This is a genomic window from Kitasatospora sp. MBT66 (genome assembly GCF_000710405.2).
GTDB classification, from domain to species: Bacteria; Actinomycetota; Actinomycetes; order Streptomycetales; family Streptomycetaceae; genus Kitasatospora; species Kitasatospora purpeofusca.
On sequence record NZ_JAIY01000013.1, the window covers coordinates 221,638 to 241,172 of the forward strand.

A 19,535-nucleotide genomic window follows, 5' to 3' on the forward strand; every position below is an offset into this window, starting at 1 on the left:
CGACCCGGCGGGGACCTGCGCCGACGCACCGGGCCGACGGGCCCGGTAGCTCGTCCGGTACGCGGCCGGCGAGACCCCGAGCTGACGGCGGAAGTGCCCGCGCAGCGCCACCGGCGAGCGGAAGCCGCAACGACGCGCGACATCGTCCACCGACAGTTCCGAGGTCTCCAGCAGCCGCTGCGCCTGCAGCACCCGCTGGGTGATCAGCCACTGCAGCGGGGCGCTGCCGGTCAGCGTCCGGAACCGCCGGTCGAAGGTCCGCCGGCTCATGTAGGCGCGAGCCGCCAGCACCTCGACGTCGAACTGCTGGTTGAGGTTCTCCAGCGCCCAGGTGACCACCTCGGCCAGCGGGTCGTTGCCGATCTCCTCAGGTAAAGACTGATCGATGTACTGGGCCTGTCCTCCGCCGCTGCGCCGGCTCGGCACCACCAGGCGGCGGGCGAGCGCGTTGGCCGCCTCGGCGCCGTGGTCGCTGCGCACCACGTGCAGGCAGAGGTCGATCCCGGCGGCGGTGCCGGCCGAGGTCAGCACGTCGCCGTCGTCGACGAACAGCTCGCGCGGGTCCACGTGCACCCGCGGGTAGCGCTTGGCCAGGGTCGGCGCGTACATCCAGTGCGTGGTCGCCGGGCGGCCGTCCAGCAGGCCAGCGGCCGCCAGGACGAACGCGCCGGTGCACAGGCCGATGATCCGCGCGCCCTCGTGGTGCGCCTTGCGCAGCGCGGTGATCGCCTCGACCGGCGGCGGCTGGGAGATCGAGCGCCAGGCCGGGACGACGATCGTGCCCGCCCGGGCGAGCGCCTCCAGCCCGTAGGGGGCCGAGAGGGTGAGGCCGCCGGTGGTGGCGAGCGGGCCCTCCTCGCCGGCGCAGACCAGCAGCCGGTACCGGGGCACCCCGGCGTCCTGGCGGTCGACGCCGAAGACCGAGAGCGGGATCGAGCTCTCGAAGATCGGCGCGCCGCCGAAGATCAGGACGGCGACGGTCTCCCGGCGCCGACGGCCGGAGAGCTTGCGTGGGGAGGACGCCATCGCGGGCGTCGAGGAGCCGTTGAGGCCGGCCGAGGCACCGCCGTGGCCGCCGTGGCCGGTGCCGCCGTGTCCGGTCGCGCCGAGGCCGAGCGGCCCGGCGGAGGCCGCCGCGCCCACCATGCCGTGGGCGACCGCGCCGAGGCCCTGTCCGGGCGCTCCCGTGGCGGCGAAGGTCGCGTAGCCGCCCTCCGGGCCGGCGTGGCCGTATCCGTTGCCGGGGTGGCCGCCGCCGCTCTGGTGGGCGCCCGGGTGCCCGTTCTGGTGGCTGCTCTGGTGGGCGGTCTGGTGGGCGGTCTGGTGATTGCCGGAATGGCCGGTAACCGACGCCCCGGTCCGGCCGTCCGGACCCGCTCCGTACCCGCCCCCGTGGCTGACGCCGGATCGACTGACGGGGCGTCCGCCGTGCTCCGGGGTGACCGGGAAGGACGGGGAACCCGCGCCCGACGGTGCGCCCGGACCGGCTGTGGCGCCTGGTGCGGAAGGTGCGCCAGGGGCTGCCGGGGCCGCAGTGGAATAGGAGGGGTACGAGGCGGTGCCGGAGTGACGGGTGTTGGCGGTGGAGGCCTGGGAGCCGGTGCCTCTCGCGGAACGACCCACGATGCCGGCCACGGGCTGGCCGCTGTCAGGACCCGCGTCGCTCCTGCTCACCCTGCTCAAGGCGCTCAAGCCCCCTCGGTGGTGTGGTGTGGTGGTGCGGCACTGCTGGCCAAGATCGAATCTATCGGGTGGACCGTTGCCGTTGTGACAAGTTCACCATCCGACGCTATGTCGACATGGCAATTTGGCGTGATGCATTCGATCACGAAGCGTGGCACCCGTCGACCCTTCTGGGAAGAGGGTCGGTGCAACGGTGGCTGGTTGTCGCGGGACGGGTCCTGGGGCGTCCGGCTCCGACGCACCCGGCCGGTGCGCCTGGGCTGCGGATTTGCCCAAGGGCAGGGGACCCGGGCGAGATTGACCGAAAATCGGCGGTGCACGCAAGGGGCGCACAGCCCCGGAGCATGCGCCGCCCAGGCTTCATTCGGCCAGTGCCGGGGCCGGGAAACGGGAACTGGTGACGTCGCGTCACCGGGCTCCCGCAGAGATCGCCGCCGGCTCGAACCGGCCAACGGCGGCGGCCTCGTGCGGGCGCCGGACCGGCCACGATGTCCGCGCGGAGGCCGGTCTGCGGTGAGGGGCGACCTCGGGTCGGCCAGCCCGTACACGAACAGGCCGTACCGGAACCGGAACTGACGGTGTCGATCCCGGTTCGGCGGGGCGGTCGGAAGGCAGTCGGCGGGCGGGGCCGGGCGGGACCCCGGCCCGGTCGATCGGGGCGTGACCGGTCCGGCCGGCGCCGGCCCGACCCCGGGCTCCCGCCGGACCGGTGGCCGCTTCCGGATCGAACTGCTGACGGAGGGTGAGGTCGTCCGCCCTCGGGCCGACCGGGGCGGCGGATCGGTCGGCCTGTCGGTCGGCGGGTCGGTCGAGCTGTGGGCTCCGGGGTGCCGCCGGGACGCGTGAGGCGCTACCCGGCGCGGGCCGGGCTCGGCTCCGAGGCGTCCGGAGCCGGCGGCGAGGGCGGCGACGCCGGCCGGACGGGGAGCGGGACCGGCGGCGGCGTCGTTCCGGGGCGGCCGTCGGGCCGCCGGGCAAACCCGTCGGACCGGTTTCGGACAGCGGATCCGGCCGCCGCGACGGACGAGGCATCGCCGTCGGCGTGCGCGACAGAAGGCGCATGCCCGCCGTCCAGGGCGGACGGCAAGAACTGCACGCCGTGGTGCGCGCCGCTCTGCGCCGTCGGACCCGGCTCCACGGCAGCCGCGCTCGCGACCGAGCGACTCACGAACGACCGGTTCGCAACCGACGGGCCCACGGCCGGCCGGCTCGCGAACGACCCGCGCCGCCCACCCGTCGCCCCGGCCCGCACCGCCGGCCGGGGCGACGGGGCACCGCGGGCGGCCAGCACCTGCCCGACCGCCTCCGGCAGACCGGCCGCCTTGAGGGTGGGCCGGTAGCCGGGCTCGGCCCAGGGGCGGCCGTGGTGCAGCCAGACGCTCCGCAGCCCGGCCAGCTCGGCACCGGCGATGTCGGCGGGGGCGTGGTCCCCGACCATCCAGGTGTGCGAGGCCCAGTCCCCGGTCGGTGCGACGCCGCACCGCTGCGCCGCGATCTCGAAGATCAGCGGGTCCGGCTTGAGGCAGTCGGCCTCCTCCGAGATCACCCAGCCGTCGACCATCGGCCCGAGGCCGGTCCGCCGGATCTTCTCCAACTGGGCCCCGGTGCCGCCGTTGCTGACGATGCCCAGCGTCCACCCGGCGGCGCGCGCGACCCGGAGCGCGTCGAGATTGCGCGCCGGGCAGTGGATGTGGGCGTTGATACCGCGCCGGTAGTGCGCGAGCAGCCGGTCGAGCGACTCGTCCAGGCCGTAGCGGCGGCGGGCGGCGGACAGTACGGTGCTGCGCGGCACGTAGCCGCCGCCGTCGATGGTGGCGAGCCACTCGACGTCGGCGGGCGGCAGGGCCCGTTCGAGCAGGAAATCCTGAGCCCAGGCCCGGAATGCGGCGTCCCTGGGGAGCAGCGTGTTGTCGAGGTCGAGCAGGAGCAGGGGCATGTCGAGCATGGTGCCAGCGGCCGCGCCTATGCATCTGGCAAATGCCCGGCGCCGTCGCGAACCCGTACGTATTGGCTGAAACGGGTGCCGGGACCGTTCGGCTCCGCACGGTCCCGAGCGTCGGCGTGCGGCCCGCGCCGCCTCACTGCCCGGTGACGGGCCCGCAACGGATCGTCATCGATCCATGACAGTCCGGTCACGGTGTCCCGGAGTCCTGTTGCGCCACCCGGTCCGCTCAGTCAAGCTCCAGGGAACCTCCTTCGCCGGAGGGGCGTTCTCGCGCTCGGGCAAGGGGCGCACGGCCGTCGGCACGCGCATCCCTCGTTCGCGGGAAGAGTGTCGCCCCGAGGCCGCGTGGGTGGGCGGTACGCCCCGCCCGACGTACTCTGAAAGGAACAGGTCACAAACGGTGGTGCTCGGTGCAGACCGACGACTTCCCGTGGGCGGGCCTGCCGCTCGGGCAGCGTTGTCCTCTCCTGTCGGCCCATCTCCTTCGAAGAGCCTTGTGCCATGGCTGGTTCTGAGCACTCCCGACCGGGGGAACCGGGCGCGGACGCCCGGAGCGGTGGTTTCGCCCGACCCCTTCGCAACCTCGCGCGCCGCGGCCGCTCCGCTTCCGGCTCCCGCCAGCGGCGGGACGCTCGGCGGTCCGGCCCCCAGGAGCCCTCGGTGACCGGCCGGCCGGGACCGGGCGCCGACCGCCCGGACACCGCTGGCCTGCCCGGCGCGGCCGGAGAGGCCGCCGTCCGGGAGGCGCCCGCCAAGGCCTGCGACCCCGCCTTCCAGCACGGTGTAGTGGTGGGCTTCGACGGCTCGCTGTCCAGCGAGCGCGCCCTCGCCTACGCGGTGGGCATGGCCCGCCGCTCGCAGTGCGGGCTGGTGATCGTGCACGTCGCCAACCGGCTGCCCGCCACCGTGTGGGCCGGCTGCGAACCGCCGGTCTTCGTGGACCTCCCCGACCACCGGACGGAGGTGCTCGGCCTGGAGCTCGCCTGCGCGGACTTCCTCTCCGGAGTGCCCTGGATCCTGGTCGAGCGGGGTGGCGACATCTGCCACGAGATCGAGGAGGTCGGCCGGGAGTTCGCCGCCGACGCGATCGTGGTCGGCACCACGCACGGCCTGCTCGGCAAGATCTTCGGCTCGGTCTCCGGCCGCCTCGCCCGCCGCGCCAACCGCCCGGTGATCGTGATCCCCTGAGGTCCGAGGTGCCGCTCCTGGGCCGCGGCGTCGTGGGCGGCCGCCGCACCGGTTGACGAACCAGGCCGAGTACCGGCCGACCGTCATGACCCTCAGGGCGCTCAGGTCTTCGGCGCGCCGATGGTCTGCGGTGGTGAACAGCCGCTTGTGCGAACGCCGTTGGGCACGGCCGACTGCTCGGTCGCCATCCCGGCTTGCAGCAGCCCGCAGCGGCCCGAGATCCGGGTCGGTCGACGCCCTGCCGGCTCCGGGGGTGCTGACCGCAGCCCTGTCGGTGCGGCGGTGGTGACTCCTTCCTCTCTCCGGGCGCCCCGCTGGGCGCCCTCTCGACCGTGGTGCCCGCCCTCCGCGTCGTCCCCGGCGGACGACGCGGAGGGCCGGACAGGGACCTGCCGCAGCCTCAGGAGACGCCGAGCTCCCGCGCGATGAGCATGCGCTGCACCTCCGAGGTGCCCTCGCCGATCTCCAGGATCTTGCAGTCCCGCCAGAAGCGGGCGACGGGGAATTCGTTCATGAAGCCGTACCCGCCGTGGATCTGGGTCGCCTCGCGGGCGTTGTCGACGGCGGCCTCCGACGAGTACAGCTTGGCGATCGCGGCCTCCTTCTTGAACGGTTCCGAGTGCAGCAGCCGGGACGCGGCGTCCCGCCAGGCGAGGCGGGAGGTGTGGGCGCGCATCTCCATGTCGGCGAGCTTGAACTGGATGGCCTGGTTGGCGCCGATGGGCCGGCCGAAGGCGCGGCGGGTACCGGCGTAGAGGACGGACTGGTCGACGCAGCCCTGGGCCAGGCCGGTGGCCAGGGCGGCGATCGCGATACGGCCCTCGTCGAGGATCCGCAGGAACTGGGCGTAGCCGCGACCTCGCTCGCCCAGCAGGTTGGCCGCGGGAACGCGGCAGTCGGTAAAGGACAGTTCGCGGGTGTCGGATGCGTTCCATCCGACCTTCGAGTACTTCTTCGACACCTGGAACCCGGGAGTCCCGGTGGGCACGATGATGGAGGAGATTTCGCGCCGGGGCGAGGAGAATTCGCCCTCTTCACTCGAACGAGCGAGCGGTTCGGTGAGCGCGGTGACGGTGACCAGACCCGTGATGTCGGTGCCGGAGTTGGTGATGAAGCACTTGGTGCCGTTGATCACCCACTCGTCGGTGGCCTCGTCGTAGCGGGCGGTGGTGCGGGTCGCCCCGGCGTCGGAGCCGCCCTCGGGCTCGGTCAGGCCGAACGCGCCGAGCAGCTCGCCGGAGGTCAGCCGGGGCAGCCACTCCCGCTTCTGCTCCTCGGTGCCGAAGCGGAAGATCGGCATCGCGCCGAGCGAGACCGCCGCCTCCAGGGTGATCGCGACCGAGGAGTCGACCCGGGCCAGCTCCTCCAGCACCAGGCAGAGCGCGAAGTAGTCGCCGCCCATGCCGCCGTACTCCTCCGGGAACGGCAGGCCGAACAGGCCCATCCGCCCCATCTCCCGCACGATCTCGTAGGGGAACTCGCCCCGCTCGTAGTAGTCGCCGATCTTCGGCGCGACCACGTCCTGGGCGAATTCGGCCACGGTGCGCCGCAGTTCCTCGTACTCGGTGTTCAACCGGTGGTCGAGCATGGTGATCCTCCTGGGGCCCCGCCGGGGTGGGCGCGGGCGTGGTCGGGGCGACCGCCGTCCGTGCGGGTGTGACGGACGGCCGGCAGTGCGAAGAGCGGACGAACGGGGGTGGACCGGTCGGCGGTCGAACGGCCGGGTCCACCGGTGCGTCGGCCGGGCGGGCAGTCGCCCGGCCGACGGGCGGGACGGTCGGTGCGGTCGGTGCGGGGTCAGTCCGAGGCGCCGGCCTCGGCGGCGTCGAGCAGAGCCTGCACCGTGCGGGACGGGCTCGGGCGGCCGAGCCGGCGCGCCATCCAGCCGCTGGTGGCGACCAGGGCGCGCAGGTCGACGCCGGTCCGGATGCCGAGGCCGTGCAGCATCCACACCAGGTCCTCGGTGGCCAGGTTGCCGGTGGCGCTCTTGGCGTAGGGGCAGCCGCCCAGCCCGCCGGCGGACGCGTCCACGGTGGTGACCCCGGCGCGCAGCGCGGTCAGGGTGTTGCTGAGCGCCTGGCCGTAGGTGTCGTGGAAGTGCACCGCCAGCCGGTCGACCGGCACGCCCGCCGCCGCGAACCCGTCGAGCAGGTCGGTGACCTGGCCCGGGGTGGCCACGCCGATGGTGTCGCCGAGGCTCAGCTCGGCGCAGCCCATCTCCAGCAGCCGCAGACCGGACCGGACCACCTGGGCGACCGGGACCGGACCCTCCCAGGGGTCGCCGAAGCACATCGACAGGTAGCCGCGGACCGGGACAGCGGCCGCCGCGGCCCGCTCCACCACGGGGCGGAACATCGCCATCGCCTCGTCCGCCGAGCGGTTGAGGTTGCGGCGGGCGAAGGTCTCGGTGGCGCTGGCGAACACCGCGACATCGGTGGCGTGGTGGGCCAGCGCGCGGTCGAGCCCGCGCTCGTTGGGTACCAGCACCGGCAGCCGCAGCCCGGGGTGGCGGTCCGGGAGGCCGGCCAGCCGGGGCATCAGCTCCTCGGCGTCGGCGAGCTGGGGCACCCATTTCGGGTGGACGAAGCTGGTGGCCTCGACGGTGCGCAGCCCGGCGGCGGCCAGCCGGTCGATGAACTCGGCCTTGACCCCGACCGGGACGAGGGCGCTCTCGTTCTGCAGTCCGTCGCGCGGACCGACCTCGTGGATCCGGACCTCCTCGGGCAGGCCGGGGGCGCGGACCGGGGCGGGCAGGCCCAGGTCGAGGGCGTCGGGTTCGCGCGCGGGGCCGGCGCCTCTCGGCGCGGTGGCGGTCACGACCGCACCGCCGGGACGGGCCCGTCGGCCGCCGGGCCGGACTCGGCCGCGGCCTCCGCGGGGGTGACGACGACCAGCAGCTCCTCCATCGCGACGGTGGCGCCGGCGGCGGCCCGGAGCTCGCTCACCGTGCCGTCGTGCGGGGCCGAGATCACGTGCTCCATCTTCATGGCCTCCAGGACGAGCAGGGGCTGGCCCTTGCGGACCGACTCCCCGGCGGTGGTCTTGACGACCGTGACGGTGCCCGGCATCGGCGCGGTCAGGGCGCCGTGGTGGGCGGCGCCGTCGGCGGCGCCCTCGCCGACCGGGTCGTGGCGGTGCACCGGCCACGCGTCGCCGTCGACGCCCAGCCAGGTCACCGGTCCGGCGGCCGCGGCGGTGCGGTCCTCGGCGAGGGCGAAGCCCGTCCGCAGGCCGTCGACGGTCAGCCGGAGGCCGTCGTCGGAGCGGTCGGCCCGGGCCCGCCGGACCGGTCCGGAGCCGAGCCTGATCTCGACCTCGGCGGCGGCCCCGGACGGATTGTCGGTGGCCTCCGCTACGTTGCTCGCAGTGATCGGACGGATGCTCACCGACACCGGGTCCTGGCCGGGGACGCGGAGCCGGTGGGTGGTCCAGGCGGGGTCGCCGCCGAGGCGCCAGCCGGAGGGAAGGGAGAACGGGTCGGTCCAGCCGTCGGCGTCGGCGGCGGGGGTGAGGTCCAGGTGCCGCGCGAGCGCGGCCGCGTAGTAGAGGAGGTGGGCCGGTGCCGGTTCCTCCGGCGGCAGGGAGCCGGCGGGCTCGGGGCTCGTCGCCGGGTCCGCGGCCGCGGTGGCCGGGGAGTACGGCGAGGCGAGCAGTCCGGGATCGCGCTGCGCCGTCTGCTCGACCAGGCCGGTGTCGAGTCGTCCCGCGGCGACCTCGGGGTGTGCGAGGAGCCGTCGCAGGAAGCCGGTGTTGGTGGTGACGCCGAGGATCCGGGTGTCCGCGAGGGCGGCGCGCAGGCGCCGCAGCGCGGTCGGGCGGTCGGGCCCGTAGGCGATGACCTTGGCGAGCATGGGGTCGTAGGAGCTGGTGATCACAGTCCCGGGGGCGACCCCGGAGTCCACCCGGATGCCTTCGCCCCGCGGTTCGTCGAGGAGCAGGATGCGTCCGCCGGTGGGCAGGAAGTCCCGTTCCGGGTCCTCGGCGCAGATCCGGGCCTCGATGGCGTGGCCCTGGAAGGAGATGTCGGACTGGGTGAAGGTGAGGGGTTCGCCGGCGGCGACCCGCAGCTGCCACTCGACCAGGTCGAGCCGCCCCGAGCCGGCCACGGCGACGGCGAGTTCGGTGACGGGGTGTTCCACCTGGAGACGGGTGTTCATCTCCATGAAGAAGAAGTCCCGCACGCCCTCCGTGGGGGTGGGGGAGTCCGGGTCGATGCCGGGGACGATGAACTCCACGGTGCCGGCGCCGGTGTAACCGCAGGACTCGGCGGCCCGGACGGCCGCGGCGCCCATGGCGGCGCGGGTCTCGGCATTGAGCAGGACGGAGGGAGCCTCTTCGATCAGCTTCTGGTGGCGGCGCTGCAGGCTGCACTCGCGCTCGCCGAGGTGGACGGTGGTGCCGTGGGCGTCGGCCAGCACCTGCACCTCGATGTGGCGCGGCCGGTCGACCCAGCGCTCCAGCAGCAGGGTGTCGTCGCCGAAGGCGGTACGGGCGACGCGCCGGGCGGCGGCGATCTCGGTCGGCAGCTCGGCCGGGTCGCGGACCAGGCGCATGCCCTTGCCGCCGCCGCCGGCGGAGGGCTTGAGCAGTACGGGGTAGCCGATCACGTCGGCCGCCGCGAGGAGGTCCTCGTCGGTGGGCGCGGCGGCCTGGCTGCCCGGGACCACCGGGACGCCGGCGGTCCGCACGGCCTCCTTGGCGTTGATCTTGTCACCCATCAGCTCGACCGCGGCGGGAGGAGGACCGATGAAGACGAGGCCGGCGTCGGCGCAGGCGCGGGCGAAGGAGGCGTTCTCGGCGAGGAAGCCGTAGCCGGGGTGGACGGCCTGGGCGCCGGTCCGGCGGGCGGCGGCGAGGATCTGGTCGGTCCGCAGGTAGGTCTCGGCGGCGGAGCTGTCGCTGCGGTCGGCCGGGCCGAGCCGGACCGCGACGTCGGCCTCGCGGACGTGCGGCGCGTCGGCGTCGGCGTCGCTGAACACGGCGACCGAGCGCACGCCGAGCCGCCGCAGGGTGCGGATCACCCGGACGGCGATCTCACCGCGGTTGGCGACCAGAACTGTGTCGAACATGGGAGGCGTTCCTCCGGGTCGAGGGGGCCGTACGAAGGAGGTGGCGGGACACCGGGTGGGTGCCGGGCACCGGGGAGGGCGGCGGATCGGGTGGGCCGCCGCCCCGGGCGGAGCGCTACATGCGGAAGACGCCGAACGGGCCGGGCGCCGGGAGCGGGGCGTTGGCGCAGGCGGTGAGGGCGAGGCCGAGGACGGTCCGGGTGTCCATCGGGTCGATCACGCCGTCGTCCCAGAGCCGGGCGCTGGCGTAGTAGGCGTTGCCCTGGCGCTCGTACTGCTCGCGGACGGGGCGCTTGAACTCCTCCTCCGCCTCGGTGGCCCACTCCTCGCCCTGGGCCTCCAGCTGGTCGCGGCGGACGGTGGCCAGCACCGACGCGGCCTGCTCGCCGCCCATCACCGAGATCTTGGCGTTCGGCCACATCCACAGGAAGCGGGGTGAGTAGGCCCGGCCGCACATCGAGTAGTTGCCGGCCCCGTAGGAGCCGCCGATGACCACCGTCAGCTTCGGGACGCGGGTGCAGGCGACGGCGTTGACCATCTTGGCGCCGTGCTTGGCGATGCCGCCCGCCTCGTACTGCCGGCCGACCATGAAGCCGGTGATGTTCTGCAGGAAGAGGAGGGGGATGCCGCGCTGGTCGCACAGCTCGATGAAGTGGGCGCCCTTGAGGGCCGACTCGGCGAACAGCACGCCGTTGTTGGCGACGATGCCGACCGGGTGGCCGTGGATCCGGGCGAAGCCGGTCACCAGGGTCGCGCCGTACTCGGCCTTGAACTCGGCGAACCGGCTGCCGTCGACCAGCCGGGCGATCACCTCGCGCACGTCGTAGGGCGTGCGCGGGTCGACCGGGACGGCCCCGTACAGGCCGGCCGGGTCGACGGCCGGCGGCTCGGCCGGGGCGAGCGGCCACGGGCGGGCGGCGCGCGGGCCGAGCCCGGCGACGATGGTGCGGACGATGGAGAGGGCGTGGGCGTCGTCCTCGGCCAGGTGGTCCGTGACGCCGGAGGTCCGGGAGTGCAGATCGCCGCCGCCCAGCTCCTCGGCGGTCACCACCTCGCCGGTCGCCGCCTTCACCAGCGGCGGTCCGCCGAGGAAGATCGTGCCCTGGTTGCGGACGATGACGGCCTGGTCGCTCATCGCCGGGACGTACGCGCCGCCGGCCGTGCAGGAGCCCAGCACGGCGGCGATCTGCGGGATGCCCGCGGCGGAGAGGCGAGCCTGGTTGTAGAAGATCCGGCCGAAGTGGTCGCGGTCCGGGAAGACCTCGTCCTGCATCGGGAGGAAGGCACCGCCGGAGTCGACCAGGTAGACGCAGGGGAGGCGGTTCTCCAGCGCGACCTCCTGGGCGCGCAGGTGCTTCTTGACCGTCATCGGGTAGTAGGTGCCGCCCTTGACGGTGGCGTCGTTGGCGACCACCACCACCTCGCGCCCGGCGACCCGGCCGATCCCGGCGATCACCCCGGCGGCCGGGGCGGCGCCGTCGTACATCCCGTCGGCCGCCAGCGGGGCGAGTTCGAGGAAGGGGGAGGCCGGGTCGAGCAGGGTGTCCACCCGGTCGCGGGGGAGCAGTTTGCCCCGCGCGGTGTGGCGGGCGCGGGCCTTGGCGCCGCCCCCGAGCGCGGCCGTGCCGAGCTTCTCGCGGAGTTCGGCGACCAGGGCCCGGTGGGCGTCGGTGTTCGTCCGGAACGCCTCGGACCCGGGGTCGGCGGCGGTGTCGAGCCGGGGCGCCGGTGCGTCCGCGCCCGGTGCGCCGCGGCCGTGGGCCGCGCCGCCCGCCGGGGTGCCGGCCGCCGCGCTGCCATTGATGCCGGTGGGTGCGCCGACAGTGGAGATGACCATCCCAAGAGCTCCCTTGCCCTCGGCGGCAGGTGGGCCGACAGGGCCGGTGAGCCCGCGACCCCCACACGTTAATGAACGTTAACTTCCGTCGCCCAGGTTAACCACCGATAACGCGACTGTCTACGATGGTCGGCATGCCGAACGTCCCATCCGCCTCCGGGCTCGCACGCCGCGACCAGATCCGCAGGGAGGCCGCCCGACTGTTCGCGGCCCGGGGCTTCCTCGGCGTGGGCGTCGACGAGATCGGCAAGGCCGTCGGCATCAGCGGCCCCGGCCTCTACCGGCACTTCGCCGGCAAGGACGCGATGCTCGCCGACCTGCTGGTCGGCATCAGCGAGCGACTGCTGGAGGAGGGGCGCCGCCGGGCGGGCGGCAGCGAGGGCCCGGCCGCCGCCCTGGACGCGCTGATCGGCGGCCACGTCGACTTCGCGCTCGACGACCGCGACCTGATCACGCTGCACGACCGGGAACTGCTCAACCTCCGCGACGAGGACCGCAGGACCGTCCGCCGCCTCCAGCGCGCCTACGTGGAGCTCTGGGTGGAGGTGGTCCGCCAGGCCTGTCCGCCGCTCGCCGCCCCCACCGCCGAGCCGGTCGCCCGGGCGGCCGTGCACGCCGTCTTCGGGCTGATCAACTCGACTCCGCACAGCCACGGCCCGAACCCCGCCCAGGGGGACGAGCGCGTCGGGCTCACCCGCGACGCGATGGCCGCCCTGCTGCACGACCTCGCCCACGGCGCGTTCTCGGCGGCCGCCGACTCCGTCGCCGCCCGCAGCGGCCTCGGCAATCCGGCCCCCGCCGACGCCGCCGCCGACCCCACCGCCGACACCGCCGACGCCGCACGGGCCTGACCGGCCGGCCCGGCCGCCCCGCCCGCCCCTCGGGGCCGTTGCTCCATTCGGGGGCAGGCCGGGTCGGACGTCCGGCCTAGGACCAAGGGCGGTCCGCCCCCTGCGTCGGTGGACGGTGGGCGGCGCCCGCTCCATCGGCGACCCTGGTAACGAGCGCCGGTCCGGCCCGGCGGGAATCACCGCAGGCCGCAGGCTGTTGGCCCGTCCGTCGGGCCGGGACCCCCGGCGCGTCCTGGCCTGAAAATCCATGGCGGTCACCCGACGGAATGGTTAGCATCCCTAAATATGCCTGAGACTCACGGATCTACGGTGGAGCTTTCCCCGAGCGGCACCCGAACCGGCACCCCGGGCGCGGACGGCGCCACGAACGACGCGGGCACCTCGCCGGACAGGCCCGGGGCCGGGCGTGCCCGGGCGGACCGGAAGCACGGACCGTCCACGACCGCCCCCGACGACTCCGGCGCGCCGGTCGGCGCCGACGACCCCGAGGGCGCGGGCTGGCTCCGACGGCTGCTCGGCTACTGCTGGCGCTCCCGACGCGCGGTGCTGCTCGCCTTCGGCGCCTCGCTGCTCGGCATGGCCGTCACCGCCCTGGTGCCCCTGGTCACCAAGCTGATCATCGACGACGTCATCACCGCGCACTCCCGGCCGCTGGCCCCGTGGGCCGTCGTCCTGCTGCTGGCCGCCGCCGTCGTGTTCGGCTGCACCCAGGTCCGCCGCTACTACGGCGGACAGCTGGCCGTCGACGTCCAGCACGACCTGCGCGCGGACCTCTTCCGCTCGCTCGGCAGACTCGACGGCCACCGCCAGGACCGGCTCGACACCGGACAGGTGGTCGGCCGCGCGACCTCCGACCTCCAACTGGTCAACGGGCTGCTCTCGATGCTGCCCATGATGACCGGCTACCTGCTCATGTTCGTCATGTCGCTCGGCGTGATGCTCTGGCTCTCGCCGCCGCTCACCCTGGTCGCGCTGGTGATGGCCCCGGTGCTGTGGTGGATCTCGACGCTCAGCCGCAAGCGGCTGTTCCCCTCCACCTGGGCCGCCCAGCAGGAGGCCGCGGCCGTCGCCGGGGTCGTGGACGGCGCGATCGGCGGCGTGCGGGTGGTCAAGGGCTTCGGCCAGGAGGGGCAGGAGCTGGACAAGCTGGAGACGGCCTCGCGCAACCTCTTCGCCGCCCGGCTGCGCTCGATCCGGCTCAACAGCCGCTACAACCCCGCCATGCAGGCCGTTCCGGCGCTCGCCCAGGTGGCGGTGCTGGCCTTCGGCGGCTGGCTGGCGGTCGAGGGGCAGGTCTCGCTCGGCACCTTCGTCGCCTTCTCCACCTACGTCGCGCAGATGACCGGCCCGGTCCGGATGCTGACCATGGTCATCACGGTCGGCCAGCAGGCCCGGGCCGGTGTGGAGCGGGTGCTCCAGCTGATCGACGAGCGGCCGCTGGTCCGGGAACGCCCGGACGCGGTCGTCCTCGACCTGGCCGCGGAACCGGCCGCCGGCACCGCCGCACCCGACGCCACCACGCCCGCCGGTCCGGACGCCACCACGCCCGCCCGTCCGGACGCCACCACGCCCGCGGGCCCGGACGCCACCACGCCCGCGAACCCGCGCGTCGTCGGACCGCTCACCACCGAAGTGGCGCTGGAGTTCGACCGGGTCGAGTTCCGCTACGACCCCGAGCACCCGGCCCCGGTCCTGCACGGCCTCAGCCTCCGCCTCGCCCCCGGCGAGACCCTCGCCCTGGTCGGCTCCTCCGGTTCGGGCAAGTCCACCGTCGCGCAGCTGGTGCCCCGGTTCTACGACCCGGCGGACGGCGCCGTCCGCCTCTACGGCCACGACCTGCGCGACCTGACCCTCGACTCGGTCCGGTCGGCCGTCGGCATCGTGCCCGAGGAGAGCTTCCTCTTCTCCGAGACCGTCCGCACCAACATCGCCTACGGCCGCCCGGACGCCACCGACGAGCAGGTCGTCGCGGCCGCCCGCGCCGCCCAGGCCGACGAGTTCGTCCGGGCGCTGCCCGACGGCTACGAGACCAAGGTCGGCGAACAGGGCCTCACCCTGTCCGGGGGCCAGCGCCAGCGCATCGCCCTGGCCCGGGCGATCCTCACCGACCCCCGGATCCTGCTGCTCGACGACGCCACCTCGGCCGTGGACCCGCAGATCGAGGCCGAGATCCACGACGCGCTGCGCTCGGTGATGGCCGGCCGCACCACCCTGCTGATCGCCCACCGCCGCTCCACCCTCCAGCTGGCCGACCGGATCGCCGTCCTGGACCACGGCCGCCTGCTCGACATCGGCACGCACGAGGAACTCGACGCCCGATGTCCCCGCTACCGGGCCCTGATCACCGACCCCGAGGCGGGCCGGACCACCCCCGCCGCACCCCCGGCGGCACCCGAAGCGGCCGAGCCGCCCACAACCGCCGCCGCAGAGCCCGCCGCCGCGCAACCCACCCAGGACACCGGCGCCACCGCCGGCACCGACCCGGGCACCCCCACCCCCGCCATGCCCACCCCGGCCCTGGCCAAGGCCGCCCGCACCGCCGCACCCGAACTGCTCGCCCGGGTCGCCGCCCTCCCGCCGGCCACCGACCACCCGGAGATCCCCCGCGCCGAGGCCGAGCGGGGAGACCCCGACTTCAGCCTCCGCCGCCTGCTGCGCCCCTTCCGGCTCCCGCTCGCCCTGGCGCTGCTCCTGGTCGCCCTGGACGCGGGCGCCGGCCTGGTGCTGCCGATCCTGATCCGGCACGGCATCGACGACGGCGTCAGCAAGGGCGTCATGACCGGGGTCGCCGTCGCCTCGCTCGCCGCCCTGGTGATCGTCCTGCTGGACTGGCTGGTGCAGGGCGCCGAGAACCGGGTCAGCGGCCGCACCGGCGAGCGGGTGCTCTACTCGCTCCGGCTCAAGATCTTCGCCCACCTCAACCGGCTCGGCCTCGACTACTACGAGCGTGAACTCTCCGGCCGGATCATGACCCGGATGACCACCGACCTGGACTCGCTCACCTCGTTCCTGCAGACCGGCGTGGTCACGGCGGTGGTCAGCCTGCTGACCTTCCTCGGCATCTTCGCCGCCCTGCTGGTGATCGACGCCGGACTCGCCCTGGCGGTCTTCGCGGTGCTGCCGCTGCTGGCGGTCGCGACCCTGGTGTTCCGCCGGAAGTCCAAGGCCCAGTACGAGATCTCCCGGGACCTCATCAGCACGGTCAACGCGGACCTCCAGGAGAACGTGGCCGGCATGCGGATCGTCCAGGCTTTCCGCCGGCTGGACGCCAACACGGACCGCTTCGTCGCCCGGGGCATCGCCTACCGGGACGCCCGGGTCCGGGCGCAGCTCTACATCTCGCTGTACTTCCCGTTCGTGCAGTTCCTCTCCAGCGTGGCCGCCGCGCTGGTGCTGATCATGGGTGCCTCGCGGGTGGACGCCGGGACGCTCACCGTCGGCGCGCTGGTCGCCTACCTGCTCTACATCGACCTGTTCTTCGCGCCGGTCAACCAGCTCTCCCAGGTGTTCGACGGCTACCAGCAGGCGGCGGTCGGCCTCGGCCGGATCCGCGAGCTGCTGCGCACCCCGACCAGCACCGCGCAGGCGGCCGACCCGGTGCCCGTCCCGGCCGGGCTCTGCGGCGAGATCGAGTTCGACCGCGTCGGCTTCGCCTACAACGGCGGCGCGGACGGCGCCCCGGCCGTCCTCACCGACATCAGCCTGCGGATCCCGGCCGGGCAGACGGTGGCGCTGGTCGGCGAGACGGGGGCCGGCAAGTCGACCCTGGTCAAGCTGGTCGCCCGGTTCTACGACGCGACGTCCGGCACCGTCCGGGTCGACGGCGTCGACCTGACCCGCTACGACCTCGCCGAGTACCGGCACCGGCTCGGGGTGGTGCCGCAGGAGGCCTACCTGTTCGCCGGGACGGTGCGCGAGGCCATCGCGTACGGCCGCCCGGGCGCCTCGCCGGAGGAGGTGGAGGCGGCGGCCCGTGCCGTCGGCGCGCACGACATGATCCTCCGGCTGTCCGGCGGCTACGAGCACGAGGTCGCCGGCCGGGGGCGGAACCTCTCGGCGGGTCAGCGCCAGCTGATCGCGCTGGCCCGGGCCGAACTGGTCGATCCGGACATCCTGCTGCTGGACGAGGCCACCGCGGCGCTCGACCTGGCCACCGAGGCGGCGGTCAACCACGCCGCGGACCGGCTCAGCGGCGGACGCACCACCCTGGTCATCGCGCACCGGCTGACCACCGCCGAGCGCGCGGACCGGGTGGTCGTGCTGGACCACGGCCGGGTGATCGAGGACGGCACGCACAAGGAACTGCTGGCCCGGGGTGGGGCGTACACCCGGCTCTGGCAGGCCTTCGTGGCGGAGGGGCACCACCGGTCCGCCACGGCGTCCGCCCCTGTCCCGGACGTGATCGCCGGAGCGTGAACGGCCGGGGCGTGAGCGGCCGGGGCGGGGCGGGCGGTCCTCACGACCGCCCGCCCCGCCCCGAACGCACCCCAACCACCTTCCCCGGCCACCCGCCCCCGGTCGTTCACGCCGCGAGCAGCGCGATCAGCAGCCTCGAAGGATCGATCCCCCGGGGCAGCTCGCTCACCTGCCCGTCACCGACCTCGACCACCCGCCAGCCGGAGCCGTCCGCCCGCTCGGCCAGGTCGGTGGTGACGAACCGGCAGCCGAGCGTCCGCACCGGCGGCCGCACCCCGGACAGGTCGGGGGCGGACGGGCAGCCGGGCAGGTCCGGATGCGGTCCGACCAGCACCGGTTCGCCGTCCAGCCACCACACCCGCGACTCCACGGCCCGCCGTCGCCCGCCCCGGCCGTCGTCCGGCAGCCCGGGGTCCTGGGCCCGGAGCCGCCCGGAACCACCGGACGGCGCGTCGTCGGCGTCCCACACCACCCGGGTGAACTCCTCGAACCGCCGCAGCACCACGCCCCCGGCCAGGTAGGGGCCCTGCAGTTCCACGAACCGGGCGACCACCCGGGCCACGGCCGGAAGGTCCGCCAGCTCCGGGACGAAGCAGGCCTCGCCCCACTCGTCCTTGCGGGACTTCACGTAGTCCTTGACGATCGCCGGTCCCCGCCCGCCGAGCCGGGCGACGGCCGCCGCCAGCCGCTCCGGACCGGGCGGCGCGATCCCGGCCCCGTCCCCACCGCCGCTCCCGTCCGCACCGCTGCTCCCGTCCGCGCCATCGCTCGCCTCCCCACCGCCGCCCGCCGCTCCGCTGCCGCTGCCGGCCCCCGCCAGCGGCAGCCAGACGCTCTGCGGCGTCGCCCCCTCGAACACCCCGTACCAGCCCGGCAGTTCGTGTGCCGAGGCATACCCGGGCGGGCTGGTCAGCAGATGCCCGCCGCGTTCGGCCAAGGCGGCGGCGAAGGCCGCGTAGCGGTCCGAGGGGAGCATCCACCCCCGGTACCAGAACGGTCCGCGGCCCGCCGGGACCCGGTCGACGGCCGCGCGGGCGTCACCGGCGAGCAGCGCGTCGTGGTCGACCAGGTGGTGCTCGCCGCCCAGGTCCCGCAGCAGCCGGGCCTCCCGGACGAACTGGGGATCGATCCGGCGCGGGTCCAGCGGATGGGAGGGGAGGAGGAACGCGGGTGCGGGCATGGGCGTCAGGGTACGGCCAGGGGCAGCCCGTCGAGCCGTCAAAACCCCGACGCCACCGGCCCTGACCGGCCCTGACCAGCCCTGACCGGCCCGGCCGGGCCGTCGTCGCCACCGGCCGCCGCCACCGGCCGGGAGGGCGGCGGAATCCGTTCGACGGCCGCAGCGCACCGCTGGCAGAGTGACCCGATGCGAAACCTGTGGCGAAACGCGCGAAGGACCCCACGCCGGGCCGCCAGGACGGTCGTCCTGGACGAGCACGGCTCCGTCTTCCTCCTGCGTTCGGACAACAGCGAGGTCGGCGTGCACTGGACCATGCCGGGCGGCGGCATCGAGGCCGACGAGACGCCGTGGGCGGGGGCGCGCCGCGAACTCTGGGAGGAGACCGGCTGGTCGGACCTCGAACCCGGTCCGCTGCTCTGCACCTGGGAACACGACTTCACCTGGCACGGCACGCCGGTCCGTCAGCACGAGCACATCTACCTCACCGACGGCCCGCACCGGGGCCCGGTCGGCGACGTCAGCGCGGTGCACGCCGCCGACCGGATCCTCGACTGGCGCTGGTGGACCCCGGCGGACCTCGCGGACGAGAACGCGGACGCCCTCTGGCCGCCCCGGCTGCCGGAGCTGCTGGCCGAGGTGCGGGAGGGCTGGCTCACCGAGCGGCGCGAACCCCGGCCCGTCGATCTCGGCTACATCCCGAACGGTGGGTCCGTCCGCTCCTGAGCGGCGGTCCCGTCGGCCCCGAACGCCTGGAGCGGGCGCCGCCGGCCGCGTCGGCCCGGCCGCCCGGGCGGGCCGACCCGCCAGTCCCGGAGCTCCAGCTCCCGGTCGTGCAGGGCGCCGGGGTTGATCACGACGGAGAGCCGCGCCTCCGTGAGCTGTTCGAAGGCGAGGCCGGTGGCGCTCAGCAGCAGCTCGGTCGGTACCGAGACGGCGATCGCGGGCCGCCAGGCGGGCAGCACGACCAGACAGGTCCCCCGGCCGAGCCGGAGGAGCTCGGCGGTCGCCCGGACGGCGGGCCGCTCCTCGGCACGGCCCGGGCGCCCGCCGGCGTCGGGCAGCTGGGGGGTGCCACCGATCAGCACGCCCAACGGGGCCTCGGCCGCCGCCGTCCTCGGTCGGGGAGCGTCCCGGTCGCCGTCGGTGCGCGGTCCGGGGACGACCGGCGCGCCGGTGGCCGGCGCCGGACCGGTGCGCGCGCTGTCGGGCCGGACGGGGGCGGCCACCGTCTGCGGATGCAGCAGGCGGAGGCGGCGCGACGGCGAGGGCCGTCGGCTCACGGCGGTGCGCGGCTCCTCGTGGGGCGCCCGCAGCACCGGGACCGCCCGCTCCTGGACGGCCGGCGGCTGCCGGAGCCAGGGGGACG

Annotated in this window: 11 protein-coding genes and 1 pseudogene; 4 read left to right on the forward strand and 8 right to left on the reverse strand. The window is 74.9% G+C overall.

Annotation, left to right across the window (positions count from 1 at the left end; all coding sequences use genetic code 11):
• Both BI06_RS34475 and BI06_RS34485 read right to left on the reverse strand, forming a co-directional pair.
• Window positions 1–1,026: helix-turn-helix domain-containing protein (locus BI06_RS34475; protein ID WP_149030574.1), on the reverse strand; the 1,026-nt coding region annotated here is incomplete at its 3' end.
• A gap of 1,507 nt (window positions 1,027–2,533) precedes the next feature.
• Entirely contained in the window at window positions 2,534–3,619 is a 1,086-nt protein-coding gene (locus tag BI06_RS34485; protein WP_107113467.1) for an HAD family hydrolase, read from the reverse strand.
• A gap of 717 nt (window positions 3,620–4,336) precedes the next feature.
• Here BI06_RS34485 and BI06_RS34490 point away from each other — a divergent pair.
• The gene (locus BI06_RS34490; protein WP_051742585.1) at window positions 4,337–4,816 is read left to right on the forward strand and encodes a universal stress protein; all 480 of its coding nucleotides are present in this window, start codon (window positions 4,337–4,339) and stop codon (window positions 4,814–4,816) included.
• A gap of 400 nt (window positions 4,817–5,216) precedes the next feature.
• Here the strand turns inward: BI06_RS34490 and BI06_RS34495 are convergent, their stop codons facing one another.
• The 4 genes from BI06_RS34495 to BI06_RS34510 form a co-directional block, all read right to left on the reverse strand.
• Window positions 5,217–6,404 carry an acyl-CoA dehydrogenase family protein gene (locus BI06_RS34495; RefSeq protein ID WP_030394127.1) on the reverse strand — a complete coding sequence of 396 codons (1,188 nt, stop codon included), beginning with the start codon at window positions 6,402–6,404 and terminating at the stop codon, window positions 5,217–5,219.
• A gap of 209 nt (window positions 6,405–6,613) precedes the next feature.
• Window positions 6,614–7,633, reverse strand: coding sequence for a hydroxymethylglutaryl-CoA lyase (locus tag BI06_RS34500; RefSeq protein ID WP_107113465.1), 1,020 nt, complete (start codon window positions 7,631–7,633; stop codon window positions 6,614–6,616).
• The gene (locus BI06_RS34505; RefSeq protein ID WP_051742568.1) at window positions 7,630–9,885 is read right to left on the reverse strand and encodes a biotin carboxylase N-terminal domain-containing protein; all 2,256 of its coding nucleotides are present in this window, start codon (window positions 9,883–9,885) and stop codon (window positions 7,630–7,632) included. Before BI06_RS34505 ends, BI06_RS34500 begins: the two co-directional genes overlap by 4 nt.
• A gap of 115 nt (window positions 9,886–10,000) precedes the next feature.
• A complete protein-coding gene (locus tag BI06_RS34510) occupies window positions 10,001–11,722 on the reverse strand; it encodes a carboxyl transferase domain-containing protein (protein WP_233290405.1) in 1,722 nt (573 codons plus the stop codon).
• 134 nt (window positions 11,723–11,856) lie between these two features.
• Between BI06_RS34510 and BI06_RS34515 the strand changes: the two genes are divergently transcribed.
• Together BI06_RS34515 and BI06_RS34520 are read left to right on the forward strand one after the other, a co-directional pair.
• Window positions 11,857–12,573: a TetR/AcrR family transcriptional regulator gene (locus tag BI06_RS34515; RefSeq protein ID WP_030394123.1), complete on the forward strand. Its 717-nt coding sequence runs from the start codon at window positions 11,857–11,859 to the stop codon at window positions 12,571–12,573.
• Window positions 12,574–12,858: 285 nt separating this feature from the next.
• Window positions 12,859–16,989 carry an ABC transporter ATP-binding protein gene (locus BI06_RS34520; RefSeq protein WP_233290406.1) on the forward strand — a complete coding sequence of 1,377 codons (4,131 nt, stop codon included), beginning with the start codon at window positions 12,859–12,861 and terminating at the stop codon, window positions 16,987–16,989.
• A 106-nt stretch (window positions 16,990–17,095) separates the two neighbouring features.
• Here BI06_RS34520 and BI06_RS34525 read toward each other — a convergent pair whose 3' ends face one another.
• Window positions 17,096–18,169: an ATP-grasp domain-containing protein gene (locus BI06_RS34525; protein ID WP_043474854.1), complete on the reverse strand. Its 1,074-nt coding sequence runs from the start codon at window positions 18,167–18,169 to the stop codon at window positions 17,096–17,098.
• Window positions 18,170–18,355: 186 nt separating this feature from the next.
• Between BI06_RS34525 and BI06_RS34530 the strand changes: the two genes are divergently transcribed.
• A complete protein-coding gene (locus BI06_RS34530) occupies window positions 18,356–18,892 on the forward strand; it encodes an NUDIX hydrolase (RefSeq protein WP_030394120.1) in 537 nt (178 codons plus the stop codon).
• Here BI06_RS34530 and BI06_RS34535 read toward each other — a convergent pair.
• Window positions 18,859–19,535 (reverse strand): annotated as a pseudogene (locus BI06_RS34535) (hypothetical protein); the annotation flags it as partial. The gene BI06_RS34530 and the pseudogene BI06_RS34535 sit on opposite strands and share 34 nt — an antisense overlap.